Annotated in this window: 20 protein-coding genes, 1 tRNA gene and 1 pseudogene; 8 read left to right on the top strand and 14 right to left on the bottom strand. The window is 60.2% G+C overall.

The genetic code is table 11. The features are described 5' to 3' along the window. Nucleotides 1-34: 34 nt before the first annotated feature. From NBG89_RS01980 to NBG89_RS01965, 4 genes are all read left to right on the top strand, one after another. Complete coding sequence (locus tag NBG89_RS01980) at nucleotides 35-1534, top strand: inorganic phosphate transporter (RefSeq protein ID WP_431321487.1); 1500 nt, start codon at nucleotides 35-37, stop codon at nucleotides 1532-1534. A 13-nt stretch (nucleotides 1535-1547) separates the two neighbouring features. Beyond that, nucleotides 1548-2285: a 16S rRNA (uracil(1498)-N(3))-methyltransferase gene (locus NBG89_RS01975; RefSeq protein ID WP_431321486.1), complete on the top strand. Its 738-nt coding sequence runs from the start codon at nucleotides 1548-1550 to the stop codon at nucleotides 2283-2285. A gap of 150 nt (nucleotides 2286-2435) precedes the next feature. Continuing rightward, nucleotides 2436-3809 carry a glutamate--cysteine ligase gene (locus tag NBG89_RS01970; protein ID WP_431321485.1) on the top strand — a complete coding sequence of 458 codons (1374 nt, stop codon included), beginning with the start codon at nucleotides 2436-2438 and terminating at the stop codon, nucleotides 3807-3809. Between the two features lie 357 nt (nucleotides 3810-4166). Beyond that, the gene (locus NBG89_RS01965) at nucleotides 4167-5030 is read left to right on the top strand and encodes a DUF937 domain-containing protein (RefSeq protein ID WP_431321484.1); all 864 of its coding nucleotides are present in this window, start codon (nucleotides 4167-4169) and stop codon (nucleotides 5028-5030) included. A gap of 87 nt (nucleotides 5031-5117) precedes the next feature. Here the strand turns inward: NBG89_RS01965 and NBG89_RS01960 are convergent, their stop codons facing one another. Then, a complete protein-coding gene (locus NBG89_RS01960; RefSeq protein WP_431321483.1) occupies nucleotides 5118-5417 on the bottom strand; it encodes a DUF1127 domain-containing protein in 300 nt (99 codons plus the stop codon). Between the two features lie 201 nt (nucleotides 5418-5618). Between NBG89_RS01960 and NBG89_RS01955 the strand changes: the two genes are divergently transcribed. Continuing rightward, nucleotides 5619-6575, top strand: a complete 957-nt coding sequence (locus NBG89_RS01955; protein ID WP_431321482.1) for a LysR substrate-binding domain-containing protein — start codon at nucleotides 5619-5621, stop codon at nucleotides 6573-6575. Between the two features lie 3 nt (nucleotides 6576-6578). On the opposite strand, the gene NBG89_RS01950 is transcribed toward NBG89_RS01955, so the two are convergent. Continuing rightward, on the bottom strand, nucleotides 6579-7211 hold the full coding sequence (locus NBG89_RS01950; protein WP_088694660.1) for a TetR family transcriptional regulator: 633 nt from the start codon (nucleotides 7209-7211) through the stop codon (nucleotides 6579-6581). Nucleotides 7212-7614: 403 nt separating this feature from the next. On the opposite strand from NBG89_RS01950, the gene NBG89_RS01945 reads away from it, so the two are divergent. After that, nucleotides 7615-8520, top strand: coding sequence for a LysR substrate-binding domain-containing protein (locus NBG89_RS01945; RefSeq protein WP_431321481.1), 906 nt, complete (start codon nucleotides 7615-7617; stop codon nucleotides 8518-8520). Here NBG89_RS01945 and NBG89_RS01940 read toward each other — a convergent pair whose 3' ends face one another. From NBG89_RS01940 to NBG89_RS01920, 5 genes and pseudogenes are all read right to left on the bottom strand, one after another. Beyond that, nucleotides 8521-9396 carry a dienelactone hydrolase family protein gene (locus NBG89_RS01940; RefSeq protein WP_431321480.1) on the bottom strand — a complete coding sequence of 292 codons (876 nt, stop codon included), beginning with the start codon at nucleotides 9394-9396 and terminating at the stop codon, nucleotides 8521-8523. A gap of 106 nt (nucleotides 9397-9502) precedes the next feature. Next, a complete protein-coding gene (locus NBG89_RS01935) occupies nucleotides 9503-9925 on the bottom strand; it encodes an MAPEG family protein (RefSeq protein ID WP_431321479.1) in 423 nt (140 codons plus the stop codon). A gap of 139 nt (nucleotides 9926-10064) precedes the next feature. Further along, the gene (locus tag NBG89_RS01930; RefSeq protein ID WP_431321478.1) at nucleotides 10065-10625 is read right to left on the bottom strand and encodes a hypothetical protein; all 561 of its coding nucleotides are present in this window, start codon (nucleotides 10623-10625) and stop codon (nucleotides 10065-10067) included. A gap of 2 nt (nucleotides 10626-10627) precedes the next feature. Then, nucleotides 10628-12112: an IMP dehydrogenase gene (gene guaB, locus NBG89_RS01925; protein ID WP_431321477.1), complete on the bottom strand. Its 1485-nt coding sequence runs from the start codon at nucleotides 12110-12112 to the stop codon at nucleotides 10628-10630. Between the two features lie 178 nt (nucleotides 12113-12290). Continuing rightward, nucleotides 12291-12485, bottom strand: a pseudogene (locus NBG89_RS01920) (MBL fold metallo-hydrolase); the annotation flags it as partial. A 271-nt stretch (nucleotides 12486-12756) separates the two neighbouring features. Between NBG89_RS01920 and NBG89_RS01915 the strand changes: the two are divergent. After that, nucleotides 12757-14181, top strand: a complete 1425-nt coding sequence (locus NBG89_RS01915; RefSeq protein ID WP_431321476.1) for an MFS transporter — start codon at nucleotides 12757-12759, stop codon at nucleotides 14179-14181. Nucleotides 14182-14184: 3 nt separating this feature from the next. Here NBG89_RS01915 and NBG89_RS01910 read toward each other — a convergent pair whose 3' ends face one another. The 3 genes from NBG89_RS01910 to NBG89_RS01900 are packed head-to-tail and all read right to left on the bottom strand — an operon-like array spanning nucleotide 14185 to nucleotide 16890. Beyond that, nucleotides 14185-14568, bottom strand: a complete 384-nt coding sequence (locus NBG89_RS01910) for a VOC family protein (protein WP_431322755.1) — start codon at nucleotides 14566-14568, stop codon at nucleotides 14185-14187. Between the two features lie 57 nt (nucleotides 14569-14625). Beyond that, nucleotides 14626-15345 carry an RlmE family RNA methyltransferase gene (locus NBG89_RS01905; RefSeq protein WP_431321475.1) on the bottom strand — a complete coding sequence of 240 codons (720 nt, stop codon included), beginning with the start codon at nucleotides 15343-15345 and terminating at the stop codon, nucleotides 14626-14628. 9 nt (nucleotides 15346-15354) lie between these two features. After that, nucleotides 15355-16890, bottom strand: coding sequence for a Ppx/GppA phosphatase family protein (locus tag NBG89_RS01900; protein WP_431321474.1), 1536 nt, complete (start codon nucleotides 16888-16890; stop codon nucleotides 15355-15357). Between the two features lie 253 nt (nucleotides 16891-17143). Between NBG89_RS01900 and NBG89_RS01895 the strand changes: the two genes are divergently transcribed. Beyond that, a tRNA-Gln gene (locus tag NBG89_RS01895) sits at nucleotides 17144-17217 on the top strand. Between the two features lie 84 nt (nucleotides 17218-17301). On the opposite strand, the gene NBG89_RS01890 is transcribed toward NBG89_RS01895, so the two are convergent. From NBG89_RS01890 to NBG89_RS01875, 4 genes are all read right to left on the bottom strand, one after another. Then, on the bottom strand, nucleotides 17302-17934 hold the full coding sequence (locus tag NBG89_RS01890) for a hypothetical protein (RefSeq protein ID WP_431321473.1): 633 nt from the start codon (nucleotides 17932-17934) through the stop codon (nucleotides 17302-17304). Nucleotides 17935-17961: 27 nt separating this feature from the next. Further along, a complete protein-coding gene (locus NBG89_RS01885; RefSeq protein ID WP_431321472.1) occupies nucleotides 17962-19356 on the bottom strand; it encodes a selenium-binding family protein in 1395 nt (464 codons plus the stop codon). A gap of 226 nt (nucleotides 19357-19582) precedes the next feature. Beyond that, the gene (locus NBG89_RS01880) at nucleotides 19583-20374 is read right to left on the bottom strand and encodes an anti-sigma factor family protein (RefSeq protein ID WP_431321471.1); all 792 of its coding nucleotides are present in this window, start codon (nucleotides 20372-20374) and stop codon (nucleotides 19583-19585) included. Then, the gene (locus NBG89_RS01875) at nucleotides 20371-20976 is read right to left on the bottom strand and encodes an RNA polymerase sigma factor (RefSeq protein WP_431321470.1); all 606 of its coding nucleotides are present in this window, start codon (nucleotides 20974-20976) and stop codon (nucleotides 20371-20373) included. Before NBG89_RS01875 ends, NBG89_RS01880 begins: the two co-directional genes overlap by 4 nt. Nucleotides 20977-21013: the final 37 nt, after the last annotated feature.

The following is a 21013-nucleotide window of genomic DNA, read 5'->3' as shown; positions in this document are numbered from 1 at the left end:
GCGGCGCTAAAGCAGGATTCAACGAAGGAATAGAATGCCCGACCGACCAGCCGTCCTCACCAAACGAACGCTCGACAAGGACCTCGACAAGCTTATGCATGTCGAGGACGCGGCGAAATTCGTGTCGCGAAAGCTGGTGGCGCCGGGTCTCGGACTGATCTTCCTCGGACTGGCCATGCTTTTTGCGGGCGTCTACGTCTTCGACCGGCCAAGTGCGGTGCTGGTGATCGCCGCTGCGGCGCTCGCTGCCTACATGGCCATGAACATCGGCGCGAACGACGTCACCAACAACGTCGGCGCGGCGGTGGGCGCCCGCGCGATGACGATGGGACAAGCGCTGCTCATCGCCGCAATCTTCGAAATTCTGGGCGCGACGGTTGCGGGCGGCGCGGTCGTCAAGACGATCTCCTCAAGCATCGTGGACGCGGTGCAGGTGCCGCCAGCGACGCTCGGTTGGATCATGATGTCGGCATTGATGGCCGCCGCCCTGTGGATCAACCTCGCGACCTGGATGAACGCGCCGGTATCGACCACGCACGCCATCGTCGGCGCGGTGATCGGCGCGGGTATCGGCGCGGTCGGTCCCGAGCCGGTGAACTGGCGGGTGATGATCGAGATCACATCGGCTTGGGTGACCTCCCCGCTGCTCGGCGGCGTGATTGCCGCCGGTCTGCTTTTCATGGTGAAGACCCTGATCATCTACCGCACCGACAAGATTGCCGCGGCGCGGCGCTGGGTGCCCATCCTCATCGCCATGATGGTTGGCGGCTTTTCGTCCTACATGATGCTGCAGCTTGAAACGCCCGGCGAATTCGCGACGCTGACCATACTGCTCTTCGGAGTCGCTGCCGGCTTCATCGGATGGATCGCGGCGCGGTCGTTCGTTCTGCGGCAGGCTGTCGGGCTCGAAAACCGCAACAGTTCGCTGCGCGTCCTGTTTCAGATCCCGTTGATTGGCTCGGCAGCCCTGCTCTCCTTTGCCCATGGCGCCAATGACGTGTCCAACGCCGTCGGACCGCTTTCGGCCATCGTGCGCGCCGTAGGTGAATCCTCTGAGGGGGTGCACGGCCAGCCTCCGACATGGGTGCTGCTGATCGGCGCCTTCGGCATCTCGGTCGGCTTGCTGCTATTCGGGCCTCGCCTGATCCGCTTGGTCGGTGAGCAAATCACCAAGCTCAACCCCATGCGGGCCTATTGCGTGGCGCTGTCCACGGCCTTCACCGTTATCGTCGCTTCATGGCTCGGCATGCCCGTCAGTACGACGCACATCGCGGTCGGCTCGGTGTTCGGCGTCGGCTTCTTCCGCGAGTGGTACACGCGACATTCGAAGCGCCGTATCGAATACATGCGCCGCAAGGCGGAAAGCTGGGCGATCGACGAACCGGAAGACCCGAACACGCATGAGGTTCGCCGCCGCTATCTCGTCCGTCGTTCGCATTTCATGACGATCATTGCTGCCTGGGTCATCACCGTGCCGGCCTCGGCAGCGCTTGCAGCCATCCTCTATTGGGTTATGTTCGCGCTCTTTGTTTGAGCGGGACTTTTCAATGCGCGCCAATTTTCGGATGCAACGGCTGTTTGTGGACACCCCGCTCGCTGCCGGAACAACGGTGGAGACGACGGCGGATCACTTCAACTACCTCGCCAACGTGCTGCGTATGGCCGAGGGCGCCGAGCTGCTCGTCTTCAACGGCCGCGACGGCGAGTGGAAGGCACGCCTCACCTTCCCAACGCGAAAACGTATTGTGCTGATTGCGGAGGAGCAGACGCGGTCGCAGCCCACCCCTTCCGACCTGCACTATCTCTTCGCACCGCTGAAAGTCGGGCGGTTGGATTATCTGGTGCAGAAGGCCGTCGAGATGGGGGCCGGCACACTGCGCCCCGTGATGACACAACACGTGCAGGGCAAGATCACCAATCTCGACAAGCTGAGGGCAAATGTCATCGAAGCGGCGGAGCAATGCGGGATACTGGACATCCCCGATGTTGCCGAGCCGATAAAGCTTTCCGACCTACTGGATACCTGGCCGAGCGACCGCCGCATCGTCTACTGCGACGAGGGCGACGCGGGGCAAAACCCGCTGCCGTTGCTGTCCAAAATTAGCGAGCGAAAGCTGGCCCTTCTGGTCGGACCAGAGGGCGGTTTTTCCGAGGAGGAGCGTGCGCGGCTGCGCAGCCTCGATTTCGTCACCGCAATCCCGCTCGGGCCGCGGATACTTAGAGCCGATACGGCTGCAGTTGCTGCCATGGCCGTCATTCAGGCGTCGATCGGCGACTGGAATTAACCTTAGGATCGGTGACGGCCAAAATATGCCGCTATTTTTTTGATGAGCCGTTGAAACAATTTCACTTGCAACATACGTGGGAGCGGTCCTAATCACCCTTCCAATTGCCCGGGTTTTTTCCAGGCGCTCTCCCATTGCAGGTAGACTTGAATGGCTCGCGATACCACCGACCAGACGCCACTCTCATCGGTTCAGGAGCTGACCGATTATCTTGCTGCGGGAAGCAAGCCGGAAGAGAAATTCCGCATCGGCACCGAGCATGAGAAGTTCGCCTTCTTCCGGGCCGACAACAGCCCGGTACCGTACTTCGGCGAGGCCAGTATTTCGGCGCTGCTGAAAGGTCTGCAGCAGAAATCCGGCTGGGATCCGATCATGGACGGCGACAACATCATCGGCCTTGGCGAGCCGAAGGGAATGGGCGCCATTTCAATCGAACCCGGCGGCCAGTTCGAATTGTCCGGGGCGCCGCTGGAAACGATCCACGAGACCTGTAAGGAATCGAACGCGCATCTTGCGACATTGCGCGAGATCGCCGAGCCCATGGGCATCCGTTTCCTCGGCATTGGCGGCAGCCCCAAATGGACGCTTGCCGAAACGCCGGCAATGCCGAAATCCCGCTACGAGATCATGACCCGCTACATGCCGAAGGTCGGATCCAAGGGCCTCGACATGATGTATCGCACCTGCACGATCCAGGTGAACCTCGACTTTTCCTCGGAAGCTGACATGCGCAAGAAGATGCGCGTTTCGATGAAGCTCCAGTCTCTGGCAACCGCCCTTTTTGCCTCCTCGCCCTTTACCGAAAGCAAGCTCAACGGCCTGCTCTCATGGCGCGGCGACATCTGGCGCGACACCGACAACAATCGCTCCGGTCTGCTGGACTTCACCTTCCGTGACGACTTCGGTTTTCATGATTATGTCGAATGGGCCCTCGACGTGCCGATGTATTTCGTCGTGCGTGACGGGCACTATCACGACTGTACCCACATCACCTTCCGGCAGTTCATGAACGGCGCGCTGAAGGGCGAAGTCGCTGAGTGGGAGCCGACGATGGGAGACTGGACGAACCATCTCTCGACGCTCTTCCCGGATGTGCGCCTGAAGCGCTTCCTCGAAATGCGTGGCGCGGACGGTGGCCCCTGGCGACGGATCTGTGGGTTGCCAGCCTTCTGGGTCGGGCTTCTCTATGACGAAGCGGCGCTTGAAGATGCCGATATGCTGACCAAGGACTGGACGTTCGACGAGGTCAACGCCTTGCGTGACGCCGTGCCGTCTCAAGGCTTGAGGGCAAAGTTTCGTGGGCATGAGCTTTATGAAACAGCACGCGAAGTGATCGCCGTTTCGAAGGTGGGTCTCAGGGCGCGTAACAAGCTCAATCGGGAAGGCCAGGACGAAACCATCTTCCTTGCGCCGCTTGACGAAGTCATGGCCAAGAAGGCGACCTTGGCCGAAGACCTGCTGGCGCTCTACCACGGCCGCTGGAACGGTTCCGTTGCGCCGGTCTTCGAAGAATATCAATACTAGAGCCTTTCAGGGTTAAATTGAAGCGTTCTGCCGGAGCAGATTTTCGTCAGGGCAGAGGCGATTGGCGAAGGGCATACCCCAAAGTACGTCCGAGCCGATCGCCTCTGATCCTGGTGGAAAGCCCGGCCTAGCTGGTTTGCAAGCAAACCACCGGGGTTGGCTGAAACGGGCCGCCTGATCGACCGGCCATTCGACTCCGTTTGAGCCAACAGAACGCTTCAATTTAACCCTGAAAGGCTCTAGGGTCAGGACCTACTAAATCCTTCTGCAAAAAGCGGTTTGCGCATTCCTTTTTCCGGCTATAGTGACTCAATTAAGCGTTGCGAATAAGCGTTGCGAACCGGGAAGGGGATTTCCATGCTGCCACTCTTCGACATGATGATGCAGGCCCAGAACGGCGCGGCAATGGATGCCGTATCCAAGCAGTTCAATCTTGCTCAGGAGCAGGCCGCCAAGGCGATGGCGGCGCTCGTGCCGGCATTTTCCGCCGGCCTCAAGCGGAGCAGCAACAACCCCTACGATTTCATGGGGCTGATGCAGGCAGTCGGCTCCGGCAACTACGCCAAATATTTCGAGGACATGAGCAAGGCTTTCACGCCGCAGGGAATATCGGACGGCAACGACATCCTTGCGCAGCTGTTCGGCTCAAAGGAAGTTTCGCGTGCTGTGGCAGCCCAGGCGGCCCAGATGACCGGAATCGGGCAGGAAATCTACAAGCAGATGCTGCCTGTCATGGCCGACACGTTGATGGGCGGGCTGTTCAAGCAGTCGATGGGGCAGATGAATGCACCGGTCAATCCATTCGTCAACACGGCGATGGGCGAAACGATTCAGAAATGGCTCGAAAGCACCGGTTTCGCGCCGAAGCAAAAGCCCGCTCCTGAGCCGAGCATCTTCGACAATCCTTTCACCCAGGCGATGCAGCTGATGTTCGGTATGCAGAAGCCGGAGGTAGAGAAGACGGTCACCAACCCGTTTTTCGACAACCCTTTCGCCAAGGCTTTTCAGGAAATGATGGGTTCGCTTGGAAAGCCAGTTGAGCCGAAGCCGACCGAAACTCCGAAGGAGCAGGAAAAGGCGGAAACGGAAAGCTACATGGACATGCTGAACAACATGTTCGACAGCGGGCTTGAGGTGCAGAAGAGCTACCAGAAAAGTATGGAAGCGATCTTCGAGACCTATATGCCGAAGACGCCTCCCTCCTCGCCCCCGAAGGCATAAAAAAACCCGGAGACGGCTGGGAGGCCAGTCACCGGGCAAGAGGCAGGGCTATTGGCTATCACCCTGCGGGGAAAAGTTGGGCCGCCCTTAATCCTTTCGGGACCTGAAGAGCGACTTCGGTCCGCGATTGCGCGCGGAACGCGTCAGATGTTCCGACGGATCTTCAAAGAAGGTCGACGCCAGGAAGGCCGAGGTGAGATCGGCCCTGCTAAGGCCAATATCCCTCAATTGATTGTCATCGAGATCGTGCAGCCGGTTGATCTCTATACGGTTGCGGAACACGCGCAGTACGGATGACAACGTTGCAAAGCCATTTGCGAGACGCTGGGGGAACGTCAGGGTGGTCTGGCTGCAGTCGAGTTCGAGTATCCGGTCTGTCGTGCGCATGGCTGATCCTTTCATTGGCGCGCAACAACCCACCCCTCCCGCGAGGTCGAGCGGGAAGGCATCGGGTTGAAATCCGAGCGGACAGGCAGGGTGTCTGTCCTTCACTTTGCTTGATTTGCATCCCGAAGATGCCAAACACCTATTGATCAGTCCAACGAATGTTTCTAATGATTAACATCAGAGATTGTTATAGGTGAACTCATGTCCGCGCCTCTTGATATTGATCAGTTGCAGACCTTCATCGCGATCGTCGATTCCGGCAGCTTCACCAAGGCTGCGGATAGGGTCTACAAGACGCAGTCGGCCGTTTCCATGCAGATGCGGAGGCTGGAAGAGCGCATCGGCAAGCAGCTTTTCATCAAGGACGGGCGTGGCAACCGCCTGACCGTCGAAGGCGAGAAGCTCTTGAACTATGCACGACGCATCATTCGCCTCAACAACGAGGCGATTGCAGCCTTCGACGACAATCGTCTCGAGGGCACGCTGCGCATTGGCACGCCCGATGATTATGCAGACCGCTATATGCCGGAGATCATCGGCCGCTTCGCCAAGACGCACCCGAACGTCGAACTATACATTGTCTGCGAGCCCTCGGTGGGTCTCGCCGAGCGCATGAATCGCGGCGAGCTCGACATCGCGCTGGTGACGCACAATCCGCGCGAGCGCATGTCGGACGTCGTGCGAACGGAACCGCTCTGCTGGGTCGGCTCGGCGAACCATCCGATCCGTGACGATGCGCCGGTTCCACTGGCCGTCGGCCGTCGCGACTGCCAGTGGCGCCAACTCGCCTGCTCGGCGCTCGACGCGGTCGGCCGCGAACACCAGATCCTCTTCACCAGCTGGTCATGCACGGTCGTCGCGGCCGCTGTTCTTGCCGGTATGGCCGTGTCCGTCATGCCGGAATCGGCACTGCGCACAGGAATGAAGGTGCTGAGCCAGGCGGACGGTTTCCCTGCTCTGCCCCCGGTCCAGATCGGCATCATGAAGCGGCCTGGCGTGTCGATTTCGCTGATGAACGCGATCACCGCACACATCACCGCCTGCCTCGACAACATCACACCCGCCGTCGTCGACGACAATCTGGAGCCTGACGTGAAGAACGCTTACGGGCGGGTCCAACCCCGCCTCAAGACCGCCAACGTCCTGCCGAGCTGGTAGGCGTCACGCAGCAGCCGACGAGAGGAAGGCCGTGCGGATCACGCGCTTCCACTCGTCGAGAATGCGTCTGGCGAGCGAGTCCTCGCTGACGACCGCAAGGCGGATGGAAGCCCCTAGCAGGTGACTGAACAGGTAGGTTCTGGCCTGCATGTCGGCCGCGGACAGTTCGGGTGCAACGCGACGGATGGCATCTTGAAAGATATCGGCAATCCGCTTGCTGTGCTCGATGTTGAGCCGCAGCAGATCGTGGTCGGTTTCAGTGCCCATCCAGATGCCGAGATAGGCAGCATCGCTGCGGTAGTCGTCGTAGTGCCAGTCGATGGTCGCGGCGAGCACGTCAAGTGCATGATCGACCGAGTGCACGGAGGCAAAGGCTTCGGCAATGCGCGCCTGAATTGCCGAAGCATGACGGTCGAAAAGCGCCTTGACGATCGCGGCCTTCTCGGGAAAATACTGATAAACAGAGCCAATCGGAACCTTGGCGGCAACGGCCAATTCCGTCATCCGCATGGCGCTTACGCCCTTTTCTGCAATGATTGCTGCGGCGGCCGACAAGATGATGTCGAGCCTTTGAATACTGCGTTCCTGCTTTGGCTTCCGGCGGAGGCCAATACGATCCAAACTTCCGACCTTCATGTCGTTCCCATTTGTTCTATGTGGAGCGACGGAGGAGGTTCATGCCGGCGCCTTTTTGCCGATATGACATGCAGGTCTTCACGACTCGTAAACGAGATAGATTGGATTGTACGGATCCCGAAAAGCACAGCAAAATCGGGGTGATACACCCGGATTTGGTTGGCTTTCGACCGGGAACTTATTCGACTTGGTCCAACTGACTACTCATTTCATATCCCTTTCAATCGCCCTGCACGGAGCTGTGATTCGTGGCCTTTTCAACCGCGCTTGTGCCTGCCGGCGCCCAATAAGCTTGCATCTCGTTCTCGCTGCAAGCGCTGGAAAGCGGCAGTCCCCTTGTAACTATTGACCTTCAATAACCTCAAGCCGTATTTGTTGAGGAATTCGATTGAAAGAAGTTATCATGCTGACACTACGACAGATGCGCTATTTCGATGCGCTGGCGACGACGCGCCATTTTGGCAGAGCCGCCGAAATGGTCCATATCAGCCAGCCGGCACTGTCGACCCAGATCATAGAGATGGAAGAGTATCTCGGCGCCAAGCTGGTCGAGCGCACACGGCAGAACACCTTTCTGACGCCGAAAGGCGAGGAGGTGCTGCACTACGTCCGTGCCATCCTGCATCAGGTCGACCTGCTCGAGCAGACAGCCCGAAAGGGCGGCGGCACGCTCGAGGGTCTGATCCGCATCGGAATTATTCCCACGGTTGCCCCCTACCTCGTTCCGCAGTTCGTTCCGCATCTGCGCAAAACCTACCCTAGTGTTGAGGTGGAGTTGCGGGAGGCCGTGACCGATCGATTGATGGCGGATCTTTTGACAGGGAAACTCGATGCCGTGATCGCGGCGTTGCCGCTGGACATCGAAGGTATCCAGACGCGGCCGCTCTTCACCGACCGCTTCTTCATGGCGGTGGCAGACAATGGAGAAGCCGTACTGACATCGCCGCTGACCGAGCATGAAGTGAATGTCGATCGGCTCCTGCTGCTCGAGGAGGGACATTGTCTCCGCGATCAGGCGCTCGCCGTCTGCAGCGCCGGCAAGCGCAGCCTCGTCAACTTCGGTGCGACGTCGATGGCAACCCTGCTGCAGATGGTGTCGCACGATATGGGGATGACACTCATTCCCGAGATCGCCATTCCGACCGAGACCAGCCGCAACTCGATCCGCATACTCCCGTTTGCCGATCCACAGCCGTCGCGCGAGATCGGTCTCGCCTGGCGGCGTAGCAATCATCGCGGCAAGGAGATGGAGGCGCTGGCAGAGGCGATCATAGCTGTCGCCCCTGCCCCGCGTGAACTGGCAGCCTGATCAGGAGAGGTTCTTCTTCAGGAATTCAATGGTCCTGCTCCAAGCAAGATCAGCGGCCTTCTTATCGTAGCGAGCCGACGACGTATCGTTGTTGAAGGCGTGATTGACGCCGTCATAGACGAAGATCTGGAAGTCCTTTCCGTTCTCCTGCAGCGCCTTTTTGTAGGCGTCGATGCCGGCATTGATGCGATCGTCGAGACCCGCATAGTGCAGCATCAGGGCCGCCTTGATATTCGGCACATCGGCGGCCTGTGGCTGGGCGCCGTAATAGGCGACGCCGGCCTTTAGCTCCGGCGACTTGGTCGCGAAGTCGTTCACCAGCCCACCGCCCCAGCAAAATCCGATCACACCGACCTTGCCATTGGAGTTGTCGAGCTTGGTCAGGTAGGTGAGCGTTGCCTCGGCGTTCGCTACCGTGGCGGGGCGGTCCAGCGTGCTGAACATATCACGGGCCTTGTCTTCATTCTCCGGCGTGCCGCCCTTCGGCGAAAGGAAATCAGGCGCCTGCGCGATGAACCCTTCAAGCGCAATGCGGCGCGCGACATCCCGGATGTGCGGGTTGAGACCGCGGTTCTCGTGAATGACAATCACGGCGCCGAGTTTTCCCGAAGCGTCCTTCGGCTCTACCAGATAACCCTTCATCTCACCGGCTCCGCCGGGATAGGTCACGTCCTTTGCGACCAGCCGTTTGTCATCGGCGGCGATCATTTCCGCGCTCGCCTTGTTGGCGGCGAGCATCGGCGCAATAACTGCTGCTGCACCGCCGGAACCGGCCAGTTTCGTCAGCTTGTCCATGAAGCTGCGGCGGTCGAGTGTCAGATGCGTGTATTCGTCGTAGGCGTTGATCATCGCCTGCGTGATTTCCGGCTTGTCCATTTGAGGCCTCCTGTTCCCTACCTGTCGGCTTTCGCCTGCCAGGGAAGATAGGTCAGCGGCCAGTAACGCGGGAACAAAACTGCGTTACTTCAGACTGATAGGCCGATCAGCCGTTGGGAAAAATCATCCAGACGGCGAGCCACAGCCACATGCCACCGAGCACCACGTAACCAGCAGCAAAAAGCGGGCTTCGATATCGGAGGTTGTTGCTGGTGACATGGATGAAGGCATGCAGGTAGCGCAGTGCGACGAAGATCCACGCAAGAACGACAGCCACGAGGTTGTCTGCTTCCGTGATGTAAAGAAGGACGCAGCAGGCGTAGAAAAGCACGGGAAGCTCAAACTGATTGGCCAGGCAATGCTTGACCACCAGGCCCTCCGGCGGCTCATCGCGATTTTCCCTGTAGTTCGAGCGCTGGACCTTTCCGGCCTGAACCAGCTGTCGGCGGCGGTAACCGAGAAGCATGTAGAGACTATAGATCAGGGCTACGTGGGCGATTACGGGCCAGAACATTTCGTAGCCGGTCATTCTGTCTCTTCCTTGCTGCCTTCCGTTTGATTTCCGTGCTGTAGAGGAAAAGCATCAGCGCCGCAAATGCCCCGCGCGGCTCGGAGATGGGCACGGCTTTCTCAGAACTTGGGTAATGATGCCCTCGGCCGTGGTGATATCACTGTTCGCTGTCGTCGCGATGCATCACACGCACAAGGGCGAAACGGGTAATGACGATCACACAAATGGCCAGACTCGCGAACTTCAGCCGTGTCATCCACGGCAATAGTTGAGCGGCCGGATCCGTCCAGGCGCTATCTCCGAAGGCAATCAGGCTGGCGACATTCTCGCCGTAGTCGGCAAGGCCATAAATGAAGGGAAGCACATAGACGAGCTTGACGAGAACGGGACTGATCGGACGCGCGAAATAGGATCCCCCTGGCCGCAACCTCATCAATACCAGCAGCAAGAGCGCCGTCAGGAGTGCAGGAAAAATCAGCTCGGGACCAACGTACATGGCCCGCAGCAAATTGTTGGCGATCTCGTTCTGGCCGAGGAGTTGCTCCATCCGGCCGACGGTCAATTGGTCGTAACCGGCGAAATAGACATCGAGAACCGCCTGCCCAGTCTCATGCTTGAAGGGGACGACAAAGCCGAATGTCGTCCACGCGAGCACGCCAAGGCAGATGGCCGCGAGCAGCGCGATAATCCAGAGTGGAATACGGCTGCCCGCTTTCATTTTCAGCCGCCGGCGCTCGGATAGTTGGGGCTCTCGCGGGTGATCGTCACATCGTGCGGATGGCTTTCGCGAAGGCCAGCGCCAGAGATGCGGACGAAGGTCGCGCGCTCCTGGAACTCCTTGATATCCTTGCCGCCGACATAACCCATGGCCGCCTTGAGACCACCGGCAAGCTGGTGGAGGACGCCAGAGACCGGGCCTTTGTAGGGAACCTGGCCTTCGATACCCTCAGGCACGAGCTTCAGCGTGTCGCGCACTTCCGCCTGGAAGTAGCGGTCTGCCGAGCCGCGCGCCATGGCGCCGACGGAACCCATGCCGCGATAGGCTTTGAAGGAGCGGCCCTGATAGAGATAGACTTCGCCCGGGCTTTCATCGGTGCCGGCGAGCAGCGAACCGATCATGACAGCGGAGGCACCCGAGGCGATCGCCTTGGCCACGTCACCCGAGAACTTGATGCCGCCGTCCGCGATGACGGGGATATCCCGCGCTTGCGCAGCCTCGACGGCCGACATGATGGCCGCCAACTGAGGAACACCAACACCGGCGACGATACGCGTCGTGCAGATTGAGCCGGGACCGATACCGACCTTGACGGCGTCAGCGCCAGCATCGATCAACGCCCTCGTGCCTTCCGACGTCGCAACGTTGCCGGCCATGACGCGCACCGAGTTGGAGAGCTTCTTCACGCGTGCCACGGCATTCAGAACACCTTGCGAATGGCCGTGCGCAGTATCGACGACGAGAAGATCGACACCAGCTTCGATCAGGCGTTCGGCGCGCTCGAAACCATCGTCGCCGACGCCGACGGCGGCAGCGGCGCGCAGGCGACCCTGCGCATCCTTGGAGGCATTCGGGTTCAGCTGCGACTTTTCAATATCCTTGACGGTGATGAGACCGACGCAACGGCCTTCACCGTCGATTACGAGCAGCTTCTCGATGCGGTGCGCATGAAGCAGGCGCTTGGCTTCCTGCTGGTCGACGTTTTCCTTGACGGTGACGAGGTTTTCACGCGTCATCAGCTCATAGATCTTCTGCTTCGGATCCGACGCGAAACGGACGTCGCGGTTGGTCAGGATACCAACGAGACGACCGGATTTTTCGACAACAGGAATACCCGAGATGCTGTAGGTCTTCATGAGACCGAGCGCATCGGCGAGCGTCGCGTCGGGGCCGATCGTCACGGGATTGACGACCATGCCGCTTTCAAACTTCTTGACCTGGCGGACTTGCTCAGCCTGCTCGGCCGGCGTCAGGTTCTTGTGGATGACGCCAAGCCCGCCGGCCTGCGCCATGGCGATAGCTAGGCGGCTTTCCGTGACGGTGTCCATGGCCGAAGAGATGATCGGGATGTTCAACTCGAAATCAGTGGCGATGCGTGTTGCAACGCTCGTCTGACCGGGCAGAACCTCGGAATGACCGGGCTGCAAAAGCACGTCATCAAAGGTGAGTGCGTCCAAACCGGTTGGCGTTTCTATGATGCGAGCCATGGCCAATTTCCTTCAATTAAGAAAAATGCAACGCCTCCCGGAACGAATCGTCCGCACCGGCGGTGTGCAAGGGTTGCTTTGGAAGTTGGCGAGGGCTGGTAACACGTCTATGACAGGAAGGGAATAGCAAAAAGCCCGACATGTCCGCCGGGCTTGGTATGGCTGCCATGCAGCGACCTCACAGGTCGAACTGATAGGTCTTCGGAACGAAGCGATAGCCGTCCTCATATGTCTCGACAAAGCCGACGGCCGCGAACGGCATGTGGTAACCGAGGAAGGCAATCTTGTCGGCCGCGATCATGCCGAACACCTTGCGGCGCGTTGCCGCCGCCTGCGCCTTGTCCATGTCAAACCGAACCTCCCAGTCGGGCTTCCGACGGTACCGCCATATCCAATTCTTCCAATAACGTGCGATTTCCTTGCAGCACACCCCCAAATGACGAGCCGGCCGCTGCCTTTCTTGCGCCCGGCGAAGCAAACATATGCCAATCTTGACCATTGAAATTACTGAGCAAGCGGTCTCACGCAGACGTGATGCAAACGTGCCTCAGAAGCTGAACGAAGGGTTGGCAGAGCCTTTCGCGAGGACTACAGAGCACTGGCTTTCCCGAGCCGCCTTCGCAAGACCTTCAAGGCATTCGTGTATGAATCGCATCGTTCCGTTGATCCTCGCCGTCGCTCTTTTCATGGAGCAGATGGACTCCACCGTCATATCGACCGCCCTGCCCGCCATCGCCAACGATCTCCATGTCGGGCCAATCACGCTGAAGCTGGCGCTGACCTCCTATATGGTGTCGCTCGCGGTCTTCATCCCGATCAGCGGATGGATGGCGGACCGGTTCGGCGCCAAGCGCATTTTCCGCCTTGCCATCTGCGTCTTTGTCGTCGGCTCGATCTTCTGCGCGATCTCCTCGGGCCTGATCGAATTCGTTTTCGCCCGCTTCCTGCAGGGCATGGGCGGCGCGATGATGACTCCGGTGGGTCGTCTTGTGCTTCTGAGAACGACGAAGCGAAGCGAGCTTGTCTCGGCCATGGCGCTGTTGACCATTCCGGCACTCGTCGGACCACTTGCCGGACCGCCGCTCGGTGGCTTCATCACGACCTATTTCACCTGGCACTGGATCTTCCTGATCAATGTGCCGGTCGGCATCATTGGTGTCTGGCTCGCAACGATCTTCCTGCCTGAGGTGGAGGCGACCGCGCCGCCGAGGCTGGATGTCATCGGCTTTCTGCTCACGTCGTTTGCTGCAGCTGGGGTAGTCTTCGGCCTCTCCGTCGTCAGCCTACCGGCGCTTCCGCCCATTATCGGCATCACGGCGACAGCAATCGGCCTCGTCTGCGGCTTTCTCTACGTACGCCATGCAAAACGGCATCCGGCACCGATCCTCGGCCTGAACCTCTTCCGAAACCCGACCTTCCGCGCATCGACGACCGGCGGCACGCTGTTCCGCATCTGCATCGGCGCCATGCCCTTCCTGACGCCGCTGATGCTGCAGCTCGGCTTCGGTCTGACTCCTTTCCAATCCGGCCTTATCACCTTTGCCGGCGCAATCGGCGCCATCACCACCAAGTTCATGGCCCGTCGCGTGTTCGCCGCGGCCGGCTTCCGAACGACCTTGCTTTCGGCAGCGGGCGTCACGACCTTGGTAACGGTCACGACCGGCTTCTTCACGCCACAGACATCGCACCTCGTCATTATCGCTGTCCTGCTGATCGGTGGCTTTTCCCGCTCGTTCTTCTTCACCGGGGTCAATGCCTTGGCGTTTGCCGATATTGACGACGCGCAGGCGAGCCAGGCAACGTCGATGAGTTCGGTGATGCAGCAGATCAGCCTGGCTCTCGGTGTTGCCGTTGCCGCCGCGATCCTGGAGACGTCGATCTATTTCCGCGGCGAGCCGCTGCAGGTGGCCGACTTCCACATCGCCTTCTACGTGATCGCGATCCTGACGGTTGTGGCGACCATCCCCATCATCCGGATGGACAAGAGCGCCGGCGCGCTCGTCTCCGGCCACCGGGCAAAACGCATCGCGCCGGCGACGATCGAGGTAGAACAGCACGCAGTGAAGTAAGGCTTATTCCGGGTTCTCGCAGACGGCGCTGAGCTTGTTGCCGTCCGGATCCCGCACGTAAGCTGCGTAGAAATTGGCATGAAACGGCCGCAATCCCGGCGCGCCTTCATCAATGCCGCCTGCCGCAACTGCGGCGGCATGGAATGCATCCACATCAGCACGACGTTCGGCATGAAGCGCGACCATCGAACCATTTCCGTTGGACGCGCGCCTGCGATTGAATGGGGTGACGATCCAGAGCCGGCAGCGGGTATCCCCGTCGGCGGAGTAACCGATTTCCTCCTCTGAATGGCGCTGGCGCCGGTAGCCGAGGAGCGGCAGGACGATATCGTAAAACCGCCTGGCCTGGTCGATGTCGTTGGTTCCGAGGGTGACGTATAGGAGCATGGCGCCGGGCATTCCAAGTCTTGGGAGATCGATCATCACCCAAGACCAGCCCAAAGATCAAGCTTCCGTGGCGTCGGGTTCCGCTTGGCGCCCCTTGAAGCCTTTCGCCAACAGGAACATCTCCACGGATTCGGCGCGCGAGGATGCCGGCTTGACATGGACGACCTGCTTGAAGTGTCGCTTCAGCATGTTGAGAAGATCACGCTCGGTGCCACCCTGGAAGGTTTTTGCCAGAAAGTGTCCGCCTTCGCCCAGCACTTCAACAGCAAAGTGGGCAGCCACCTCACAAAGGTGCATGGTGCGCAAATGGTCGGTGCGGTGGTGGCCGGTGGTGGGGGCAGCCATATCCGAGATCACCAGATCCGGTGTACCGCCGACCGCTTCGATCAGCTGCGCCGGTGCTGAAGGATCGAGGAAGTCCAGCTGCAGGATCTTCACGCCCGGCAGCTGATCCATCTCCAGAAAGTCGATCGCCGCGACGCGGATATCCTCATCGGTGGAGCCGGTGACCTTGGCAGCGATCTGCGACCAGCTTCCCGGTGCAGCGCCAAGATCGATGATGCGGCGAGCGCCCTTCAGGATGTTATGCTTCTCGTCGATCTCCAGCAGCTTGAAGGCGGCGCGCGCGCGATAGCCCTCGAGCTGGGCGCGCTGCACGTAGGGATCGTTGATGTGGCGCTGCAGCCATTGCCGCGACGACGCCTTCATCTTCTTGTTCTTGACGCGCTGGCCGAGTTTGCGGCCGGTGCGGTTACCCGCAATCGTTGGCTTCGCCATGCTTGTCCCCTATTTGCCGCGCTGGCCGCGGCGGTGGCGGTGGCGCCGCCAGACACCATCGCCCGCCATCATGTCTGTCAGCAGGCCTTCCCTCAAGCCGCGATCGGCAACGCGCATGCGCGGACTCGGCCAGCGGCGGCGGATCGCTTCAAGAATCGCGCAACCGGCGAGCACCAGATCGGCGCGATCCGGCCCAATGCAGGGATTGGCGGCGCGGCTTGCGAAATCCCACGACAGCAGCTTCGCCTGCATCGCCGAAACCTCGTCGTCCGAAAGCCAGATGCCGTCGACTTTGCGTCGGTCGTAGCGCGGCAGATCGAGATGGACGCCGGCGAGCGTCGTCACTGTTCCCGAGGTGCCGATGAGATGGAAGTCACCCGCATGACCGATATCGATCGCGGGGCAATCGAAGGCGGCAAGCATGCCTTGCACTTCGATCACCATGCCTTCGAAGACATCCGGGGTAACATCGCGTCCGCCGTGGCGCTCCGACAACGTAACGACGCCAACGGGAAGCGAGGTCCAGTGGGTGATGTGATTGGCGAGGCGATTGAAGCGGTTGTCGCCGATGCGGATGACCGCGATTTCAGAAGAGCCGCCACCGATATCGAAGAGGACGACGGAGCGCGTCTCCCGCCCGACAAGGGACGAGCAGCCGGAAACAGCAAGCCGCGCTTCGGTTTCCCGATCGATGATCTCGAGCTCGAGGCCTGTCTCGACAACAACGCGCTCGAGGAACTGCGCCCCGTTGCTCGCCTGTCGGCAGGCCTCGGTCGCGATCAGCCGCATGCGGCGAATCTCGCGGTTCTTTAGTTTGGAGGCGCAGACGCGCAGTGCATCGACGGCACGGTCCATGGCGTCGTCGGAGAGGCGGCCGCTCGCCGCAAGCCCCTCGCCAAGCCGCACGATCCGCGAGAAGGCATCGACGACACGAAACTGACCCGGTCGCGTCGGCTGCGCAATCAGCAGACGGCAATTGTTGGTGCCGAGATCGAGAGCGGCATAAAGCTCATCCGGCCACGGATGCTCATTATGGCTCCGCTGCCCGCCGTCGGACTGGCGTGCTGCACGATTGTCGTTGTGGCCGGGTCGCGATTCGGCAGCCCCGTTCCGTCCGGCGGGCGCTGGCTGCGGCTGGGCGGGATGGCCTACCGGCTTTTCGTGCACCAGCGGACGCCCCTGCAAGCCGCGCTTGCCACGATGCTTGCGGCGATTGCGACGGCTCGGCACCGATTCGCTGTCGCTGCGAACGCCCTGCCCTGCAACTGCGGAGATTTCGTTGCTTGTCCGATGCGGTTGCCCGGCCTCATCAGAGGCCCCGGCGCCACGACGACGACGCTTTCGCTTGCGCGCCGCGCTGCCGGCTTCAATTGGGCGTGCCGCCTCTCCGGTATCGCCGGAGAGGACATGCTGAGCGGACTGGTTCGCATTGCGGGATTGCCCGCCACGCTTGCCCTTGCGGCGCCTGGACTTCTTGCCGTCCTTGCGCCCTGCCGCCAACGCCCCGTTACCTTGCGACCTCTGGCCGCCTTCGGGGTCTTCCACGTTCTTTTTCCATCGCGCCGCGCAAGTCCAAAGGTATGCAGCAGGCGCTCATTCGATTTTGCGTTGCCGCGAAGATACCAGCGCATGGCGAAAACGCCAAATTCTTTTTGGCGCTAGAGAAACCGGCCTTTTCGGAGGCATCAAAGACCTTCTCAAAGCCACATGATTTTTTTCGAAACAGGTATTTGCAATCCGCCAGCTTTTGTTTATAAGCGCCGCACACCAGCGGAGCCGCTTCGCGCGCCGCACCTGCTGGGGAATAGTTCAATGGTAGAACAGCGGACTCTGACTCCGTCGATCTTGGTTCGAATCCAGGTTCCCCAGCCAAATTTCTCTAATTTCCCAAGATGCGTGCTCTCTCCAACGAGACAGATCCTTTTTAGGTATCGACAGCAGCGAGCAGTGTCGCCCTCACGCGACGATCAGCAGCCCGACACCGGTGGCAAGCAAGACCAAGGTCCACAGCAGATCCACGTTGATCCAAGCGCTGCGCAATATCTCGAGCCCGACCCAGTGATACACTGTCAGGGCAACGAGGCTTGTAACCGCCAACATCGCAAGCGTGTGGACGCCGACCGCTGCGATCGTCATCGCCGCCGACCCAATGCCGCCGATTTCGGGCAATGGCGGCTGGGCGAGACAGAGAGGTATCAAGGCAGGCAGGATCATGAGCCCCGCACCATGAGCCGTCGCCATCAGGAACGACCATAACGCAAGGCCGGCGAGCCCTGTGCGCAAGCCGATGCGAACACGGCGACTGTGCCCAAAGATATGATGCCAGATTGCCCATGCAACAAGCGCTCCGCCGGTGGCCGTGCGCACAACATCCTGGTTCACGAAAAGGCCGGCGGCGACCACGGCTCCCGCCACCAGCGCGATGGAGAGAGCATGTCCGAGGGCGATGGCGGGCACTGCTTGAACCACCGCGATAAAACTCTGCCGATGAATGCCAAGCGCGACTGCGAACAGCCATCCCATGGCCGGGTTGAGACCGTGAAAGGCACCTAGTCCCGCCAGCAGCATCCATGGCCAGAACTCGTTCATCGGCGCCTCACTGCCAGACGTCGTTTCCTAGGGATAACAATAGGAATCCGACGAGCAATCTCCACCTTGCAGACGGACCTGATGCGGACGATGCGACTTCGGCCATTCCACAAAGAATTTCTCGTCGAAGGCAATGCCGCCGTCCGGCTGCGCGTCAAGCTTCACCATCCAGCCCGAGATGCCGTCGGGATAGAACTGCTCGTCGATCGCGCCATAGAGCGAGTTGGTGAAGTAGATACGGCGACCGTCGCGGCTGATCTCGACCATCTGCGGGCCCCCGTTGAGCGCGCCATTCTTCGCGCCCGGGTGTGACGCACGCGAAACGATGCCGCCAATGCGGACCTTGCCTGTCAGCTTCGGTTTCAAGGGATCGGAGACATCGTACTGAAGCAGATCGCCGGTTCCCCAGCAGGACACGTAGAGAAATCTGTCATCCATTGAGAGGTCAATGTCGGTGACGAGCGGCGGCACGGCGTTGAAGCCCTTGAGCATCGGCGGCAATTGGTCGGCATTGGCAGGCTCGGCCGGAATGTCGATTACCTTTGTTACCCCCCATTTTTCGCCATCACGATGCCAGACCCAGATTGACGAGGAGAGGTCCTCGAGGCCGAGCACGCAGTTGACAAAGCCATAGGCTTTAGTCGGATCGTGGGCGGGCCTAAGCTCGAATACGAGTTGATACTTGTCACCGAAATCGATCGTCTGCAGGTGCTTGCGCTTGTGCAGATCCCAGAAATGCAGACGGCGTCCGTATTTCGCGCCGAGCAGGATGTCCGGGATGAGGCCGTTTTCGAACGTATCCGGCGTGCCCCACTCGCTGGTAACGAGCGTATCGTGGCCAAGGTGCCACCAGACGTCATAGGACAGCTGTTGCGGCCCCCGATCCATCTCCCACTGACCGCGGACGTCGAAGCTCTCGTGATCCATCAGGAAAATGCCGCCTGGTGCCTTGCCTTCGGCATTGCCGAGTGCGGCTACATAGATGCCCTCAGGGCCGCAGTGGATTGTGTGCGGCCGGGAATAGCCGGCCCGTTCGGCCACTTCACCGGGCTCGATCACCTTGACAATCGATGGACTCCGCTCATCCGGCTTGGTGTCGATGATATGGATGCGGGAGGATTTCAGTCCCGGTACCACCAGATAGCGGCGTTCAGCGTGCGGGTGCGGTGCGTTCGGACAGAGGCAGGACGAGCATGCGTTCCAGCCGAAATGATGCAATTCATCGCCGACGTTGGGCATCGCAAGCGCATTTACGATCTGCCCGTAAGTGGCCGATGCCGGGTCGACATCGATGACCGCCAACTCGTCGGGAACCGTTCGCGTTGGATCGAAGGCGACGACGTAGGCAATTGCCTCCGGCGCTGCCTTCATGGCCATGCGCGGTGACGGATAAAAGCTTGGATCAGGTTTCCACGTTACCATGTCAAGTGCTCCTGGCTAGCGTGTGCTGAACAATGGAAATGTTCGCTAGATGCTTGCCGACAGCCGACTCACGCTGCGGACGGGGCAGGATCCAAGAATGTTTCGATGGGATAGGTTCGAAACCGGCTACGCGAGCCGCAGGGGCAATCCTCCCCATCCAATTGTCTCAAAAAATGACGAAGTTGGGCAGTCCTTTTTCGCAGTGGCTCTCACCGCCGCTTCCACTTCACGCCGAAGTCCTTTTCCTGACATCCTCCGCCAGCTCCTGCATGCGGTCGATCGGAATACGGCCGATCAGCATGAAGGCGTGCGTGGGGTTTGACCAATAGACAACGTTCATGCCGTGCCGGCCTTCGACGTCAGGTTCCTTCGTGCCGACATCCGAGCGGACAATGCACAACGCCAGCGGCCCCGTCTCGGGGTCCAGATAGGCGATCTGCGCCAGTGGCTTGTCGTCATACTGCAACAGCTGGGCACGCTTGAACTCGATACCCGGCAGCGACACCGCCTGGGGTGACAGGGAAAGGCCAAGCCTATCGTCGAGGCGGGCCAATTGGGCGGCCCGCGCGTCATCGGACGGCGATGGGCCAGCCAGAGTATCCACTGTATAGAGGGCAATATATTCGGCAACGACGGTGCGCCATTCACTGCTTTCATCAGGTGCACGCATGCGATTGCGAATGCTGATGAAGGCCCGGTCGGCGACAACACCCGCAACGAGGCAGGCAGCAATCGCACCAAGGAAGCCTCGGCGACCAGAGCGCGCGGCAGCCGGCTTTGCGTCGTGCGGCGCAACGCCGAGCATGGCATCAAGTTCGGTCTTCGGTGCTGCGGCAAGCAGCGGCTCGAAGGCTTGCCTGAACGGAAGGCCGCTACGCGACAAGAACTCCAGCCTTGCCGCCACACGCTCGTTCGAGTGGAGAATTGCCTCGATGCGCGATACTTCAGCATCCGACAGTTCGCCGTCGATATAGGCCGTCAACTCTTCATCGGAAAGAATCAGGTGCTTGTCGTTCATGTCGCCCCCTCGCCCGAGACATTGGCTGCGATCTTGGCGCGCGCGGCGGCAAGGCGGCTCATCACGGTTCCGATCGGGATATCCAATACTCTTGCTACCTCCTTGTAGGAAAGGCCTTCCACATAGGCGAGGAAGACCGCGGCCCGCTGCGCATCCGGCAGCGCATTGACCAGTCGTAGAACCTGGTTCGCCATGACATGCGTTTCCGTGGCATGGGCGCCATCGATGACCAAGGCCTCGTCGGCATCGACAAAGCCCTGACCGAGGCGCACCCGCCGCGACCGGATTTCATTCAACCAGATGGAATGCAGAATGGAGAACAACCAACGGTCCAGCCGCGTTCCGGCCTCGAACTGCTCGACGCGCTCGAGGGCGCGCAGGCAGGTCTGTTGCACGAGATCGTCGGCAATATCGCGGCGATGCGAGAGCACGAGGCCATAGCGCCACAACCGCACAAGATTATCCGCCAGGCCGCTCCTAATGTCGGCTTCGCTTATAATGAGAGCCTCCGCCACGGGTTTTTCTTCCAAAGCCGCCGGTTTCGCCGACGGCTTTGGTTTCGCGCGACTATAGGCAGGAAATGTGGTGTACGCGACCGGCATTTGGTAGTTCCAGTTCAACCGAAATTGCGCATTCCCG

It is taken from the genome of Rhizobium sp. YTU87027 (assembly GCF_050644135.1).
In the GTDB taxonomy this organism is placed as follows: domain Bacteria; phylum Pseudomonadota; class Alphaproteobacteria; order Rhizobiales; family Rhizobiaceae; genus Rhizobium.
The sequence above is the reverse complement of the archived record's forward strand: the minus strand, read 5'-3'. Positions and strand labels throughout refer to the sequence as shown.

Excerpts from the sequence above, each read along its gene's own strand:
- NBG89_RS01980 (WP_431321487.1), top strand. The coding sequence starts at position 35 with ATGCCCGACCGACCAGCCGTCCTCACCAAACGAACGCTCGACAAGGAC.
- NBG89_RS01975 (WP_431321486.1), top strand. The coding sequence starts at position 1,548 with ATGCGCGCCAATTTTCGGATGCAACGGCTGTTTGTGGACACCCCGCTC.
- NBG89_RS01970 (WP_431321485.1), top strand. The coding sequence starts at position 2,436 with ATGGCTCGCGATACCACCGACCAGACGCCACTCTCATCGGTTCAGGAG.
- NBG89_RS01965 (WP_431321484.1), top strand. The coding sequence starts at position 4,167 with ATGCTGCCACTCTTCGACATGATGATGCAGGCCCAGAACGGCGCGGCA.
- NBG89_RS01960 (WP_431321483.1), bottom strand. The coding sequence starts at position 5,417 with ATGCGCACGACAGACCGGATACTCGAACTCGACTGCAGCCAGACCACC.
- NBG89_RS01955 (WP_431321482.1), top strand. The coding sequence starts at position 5,619 with ATGTCCGCGCCTCTTGATATTGATCAGTTGCAGACCTTCATCGCGATC.
- NBG89_RS01950 (WP_088694660.1), bottom strand. The coding sequence starts at position 7,211 with ATGAAGGTCGGAAGTTTGGATCGTATTGGCCTCCGCCGGAAGCCAAAG.
- NBG89_RS01945 (WP_431321481.1), top strand. The coding sequence starts at position 7,615 with ATGCTGACACTACGACAGATGCGCTATTTCGATGCGCTGGCGACGACG.
- NBG89_RS01940 (WP_431321480.1), bottom strand. The coding sequence starts at position 9,396 with ATGGACAAGCCGGAAATCACGCAGGCGATGATCAACGCCTACGACGAA.
- NBG89_RS01935 (WP_431321479.1), bottom strand. The coding sequence starts at position 9,925 with ATGACCGGCTACGAAATGTTCTGGCCCGTAATCGCCCACGTAGCCCTG.
- NBG89_RS01930 (WP_431321478.1), bottom strand. The coding sequence starts at position 10,625 with ATGAAAGCGGGCAGCCGTATTCCACTCTGGATTATCGCGCTGCTCGCG.
- guaB (WP_431321477.1), bottom strand. The coding sequence starts at position 12,112 with ATGGCTCGCATCATAGAAACGCCAACCGGTTTGGACGCACTCACCTTT.
- NBG89_RS01915 (WP_431321476.1), top strand. The coding sequence starts at position 12,757 with ATGAATCGCATCGTTCCGTTGATCCTCGCCGTCGCTCTTTTCATGGAG.
- NBG89_RS01910 (WP_431322755.1), bottom strand. The coding sequence starts at position 14,568 with ATGCTCCTATACGTCACCCTCGGAACCAACGACATCGACCAGGCCAGG.
- NBG89_RS01905 (WP_431321475.1), bottom strand. The coding sequence starts at position 15,345 with ATGGCGAAGCCAACGATTGCGGGTAACCGCACCGGCCGCAAACTCGGC.
- NBG89_RS01890 (WP_431321473.1), bottom strand. The coding sequence starts at position 17,934 with ATGAACGAGTTCTGGCCATGGATGCTGCTGGCGGGACTAGGTGCCTTT.
- NBG89_RS01885 (WP_431321472.1), bottom strand. The coding sequence starts at position 19,356 with ATGGTAACGTGGAAACCTGATCCAAGCTTTTATCCGTCACCGCGCATG.
- NBG89_RS01880 (WP_431321471.1), bottom strand. The coding sequence starts at position 20,374 with ATGAACGACAAGCACCTGATTCTTTCCGATGAAGAGTTGACGGCCTAT.
- NBG89_RS01875 (WP_431321470.1), bottom strand. The coding sequence starts at position 20,976 with ATGCCGGTCGCGTACACCACATTTCCTGCCTATAGTCGCGCGAAACCA.